The sequence below is a fragment of the uncultured Subdoligranulum sp. genome (assembly GCF_937890665.1).
In genome coordinates this window covers 1-3,538 of record NZ_CALADU010000115.1, presented here as the reverse complement: position 1 = coordinate 3,538, position 3,538 = coordinate 1, and the positions used below count along the sequence as shown (strand labels likewise).

Annotated in this window: 2 protein-coding genes and 1 pseudogene; all 3 read left to right on the top strand. The window is 51.6% G+C overall.

Annotated features, from left to right (window positions below):
• Nucleotides 1–41: 41 nt before the first annotated feature.
• Nucleotides 42–992: pseudogene (locus tag Q0526_RS06890) on the top strand (type IV secretory system conjugative DNA transfer family protein); the annotation flags it as partial.
• A gap of 91 nt (nucleotides 993–1,083) precedes the next feature.
• A complete protein-coding gene (locus Q0526_RS06885; RefSeq protein WP_298731925.1) occupies nucleotides 1,084–2,964 on the top strand; it encodes a recombinase family protein in 1,881 nt (626 codons plus the stop codon).
• Nucleotides 2,965–2,990: 26 nt separating this feature from the next.
• Nucleotides 2,991–3,344: a TnpV protein gene (locus Q0526_RS06880; RefSeq protein ID WP_298731923.1), complete on the top strand. Its 354-nt coding sequence runs from the start codon at nucleotides 2,991–2,993 to the stop codon at nucleotides 3,342–3,344.
• Nucleotides 3,345–3,538 lie beyond the last annotated feature (194 nt).

The following is a 3,538-nucleotide window of genomic DNA, read 5'->3' as shown; positions in this document are numbered from 1 at the left end:
GGTAAGTCTATCTTACATCAGTTTGAAGGTTTACACAAACTTTGGGATACTCCCCCAAGAAGCTGCTGATCCTGAACCTGCCGTACTTCATTGCCGGTCTTGTATGTACCAATCTGGGAGAAGCGTGGAGAATTGCCGAGGGCGCAGACATGTCTGAAAAGCTCCTCGGCTTTCTTTCTGCCCTGGGTGCAGCTTTTTCCAATCCGATGCCAAGTCTGCATCCGATGGATTTGCTGATTGGTGTGTGCTGCGGAGCAGGTCTGCGGCTTGCCGTGTACCTGAAAGGAAAAAATGCCAAGAAATATCGTCATGGCATGGAGTACGGCTCTGCTCGTTGGGGTACGCAGAAAGACATCGAACCGTTTGAAGATCCGGTGTTTGCAAACAATGTGATTCTGACCCGGACAGAGCGGCTGATGATGGGCAATCGCCCGAAGAATCCAGCAAATGCCAGAAACAAAAACGTGCTGGTGGTGGGTGGTTCCGGCAGCGGTAAGACCCGGTTTTGGCTTAAACCCAACCTTTTACAATGCCATAGCTCCTACGTGGTCACTGACCCGAAAGGCGATATCGTAATCGACTGCGGCCAAGCCCTTTTGAAGAACGGATACAGCATCCGGATTTTCAATACTATCAATTTCAGAAAGTCGATGCATTATAATCCCTTCGCGTATATTCACAGCGAAAAGGATATTTTGAAGTTGACCACAACCCTCATTGCCAACACCAAAGGAGACGGCAAGGCCGGTGACGAATTCTGGACGAAGGCGGAGACTCTGCTGTATTGTTCCCTGATCGGTTATATCCACTATGAGGCACCGCTGGAAGAACAGAACTTTGCAACGCTGATTGAATTTCTGAATGCGATGGAAGTACGCGAGGAGGACGAAACCTTTCAGAATCCAGTAGATCAGATGTTTGAAGCTCTGAAAAAGAAGAAGCCGAATCACTTTGCTGTCCGCCAATATGCCAAATTTAAGCTGGCTGCGGGTGATATATGCTCTAAGTGACTTCTTAATCATGATTTTTGTCATGGTTAGTGAAGCAATCACTTAGAGCATTTTTGTTTCAGGAGGTACGGCTATGAGAAACGAAAAAATCACCCCACTGTACGAGCGCCTGAGTCGGGACGATGAGTTACAGGGCGATAGCAACTCCATATCCAACCAGAAAAAGATGTTGGAGGACTTTGCCCGCCGGAACGGGCTGCCGAACCCCACCCACTTCACCGATGACGGCGTATCGGGAACCCGTTTTGACCGCCCCGGTTTTCTGGCGATGATGGAGGAAGTCGAGGCCGGACGGGTGGAGGCCATCGTCATAAAGGACATGAGCCGCCTGGGGCGCGACTATCTGAAAGTCGGCCAGGTCATGGAGATTTTGCGGCAGCGCGGTGTCCGGCTGATCGCCATCAATGACGGTGTGGACAGTCTGAAAGGCGATGATGATTTTACCCCTTTCCGCAACATTATGAACGAGTTTTACGCCCGCGACACCAGCTGGAAAATCCGCTCCGTGTTCAAGTCCAAAGGCATGAGCGGCAAGCACCTGACCGGCACTGTCATTTACGGCTATTTGTGGGACGAAAAGCGGGAACACTGGCTTGTTGACGAAGAAGCCGCCGCTGTGGTACGCTATATTTTCGCGCTTGCAATGGAGGGCTACGGCCCCTATCAGATCGCAACCAAGTTGTCAGAAGAAAAAATCGAAATGCCTGCCGTTCACCTTGCCCACTATGGCGAAGGAGTAAACAAGAACAAGACCTTTGCGGATATTTATCGTTGGAGTGCCTCTACCGTTGTTGAAATCCTGAAAAAGCGGGAGTATTTAGGCCATACAGTCAATTTCAAGACCCGCAAGCACTTCAAGGACAAGAAAAGCCACTATGTTGACGAAAGCGAGTGGACGATTTTCGAGAACACCCATGAAGCCATTATCGACCAGGAAACCTTTGACAATGTGCAGCGTATCCGGGGAAACGCCAGACGCTACCCAGACGGCTTTGGGGAGGCCCATCCTCTGACCGGCCTGATGTACTGCGCCGATTGCGGCGGCAAGATGTATGTTCACCGCACATACAACGGCAAGCGCGTCCCGCAGTACACTTGCGGCCAGTATGGGAAATACCCTATCGGCTCCCTTTGCCCTACACAGCACCGTATCAAGGCCGAAGCCGTTCTGACCCTGATTGCCGATATGCTCCGGGCCATCGCGGAGTATTCCAAGAATGACCGGGCTGAGTTTATCCGCACCGTCCAGGAAACACAGGCCGCCCAGCAGACCGCCGACATATCCAAGAAGCGGAAACGGCTTGCCGCCGCCCAAAAGCGGGCCGGGGAACTGGAAAAGTTGATTTGCAAAATCTATGAGGACAACGCCCTGGGTAAGCTACCAGACGCCCGGTATGAGGCCCTGGACGCACAGTACGCCAAAGAGCAGGATGCTCTCAATGCGGAAATCACGGAACTGGAAAAGGCCGTTACCGGCTATGAGCAGAGCCGGAAATCTGCGGAGAAGTTTATTGCCCTGATTGACAAGTATGAGAATTTTGACACGCTGACAAATACCATGCTCAACGAGTTTGTGGAGAAAATTCTTGTCCATGAACGCGCCCGCAAAGGCAGCCAGGACACTACGCAGGAGGTTGAAATCTACTTCAATTTTGTGGGCCGGTATATCCCACCCGCCTTGCAGCCGGTTCCCCTGACCCCGGAGGAACAGGAAGAACTGCGGAAGAAGGAGGAACGCAAAGACAGGCTTCACCAGAACTACTTACGCCGCAAGGCCAACGGCAAGCAGAAGGAATGGGAAGAACGCTATAACGCCAAGCGCAAGGCAAAAATGGAGGCGGCAAAGGCCGCAATCCGGGCCGAGGACATTGAGAAGGGCATTTTTACCACCGTCAGCCAGTTACCCAAGCAGGAGCCGCGCAAGGCCACCTTACCGGCCAGCGCCGCAGTTTAACCATCACAGTACAAAGGAGGACGAACATGAGCAAATTGACTTACACCCGCTGCGGAGATTACTACATCCCCGACCTGAAGCTGTCCGAGCAGCCGGAGGCCCCCATCGGCAAGTATGGCCGTATGCGGCAACGCTACCTAAAGGAACACCGACCCGGCTTTTACAGCAGCCTGATTTTGAGTGAAAAGCTGTACCCGCACCTGTTGGAGATTGACCGGGCGGCGCGTGAACGGATGGACGCCATGCTGCCCTGCATGATGGAGGCGGCAGGCGTCACCGAGGAACTGAAAGCCCGTGACCCCATGCGCTGGGTGGGGCTGATGAATACGCTGAAAGCACAGGCGGAGGAAGTTATTTTTAGCGAACTAATTTGGACATAGATGAAACAGCAGAAGTTTTTTACTTATTATCTGTACTTCTTGAGGCAACGATTGACAAATTGAACCCCTCATAGTATTATTAGAATTGAGAGTTGTACCTCTCAAAAGGAGATAAAGGCATGACTATGAATTTTCATTTGACCGATCAGCGTAAAAAGAAAATCAACTCTGTACAATCCATACCGATGAAACAT

What these genes read in the sequence shown, in the direction of transcription:
- Q0526_RS06885 (WP_298731925.1), top strand. Translation starts at nt 1,084, where the DNA reads ATGAGAAACGAAAAAATCACCCCACTGTACGAGCGCCTGAGTCGGGAC.
- Q0526_RS06880 (WP_298731923.1), top strand. Translation starts at nt 2,991, where the DNA reads ATGAGCAAATTGACTTACACCCGCTGCGGAGATTACTACATCCCCGAC.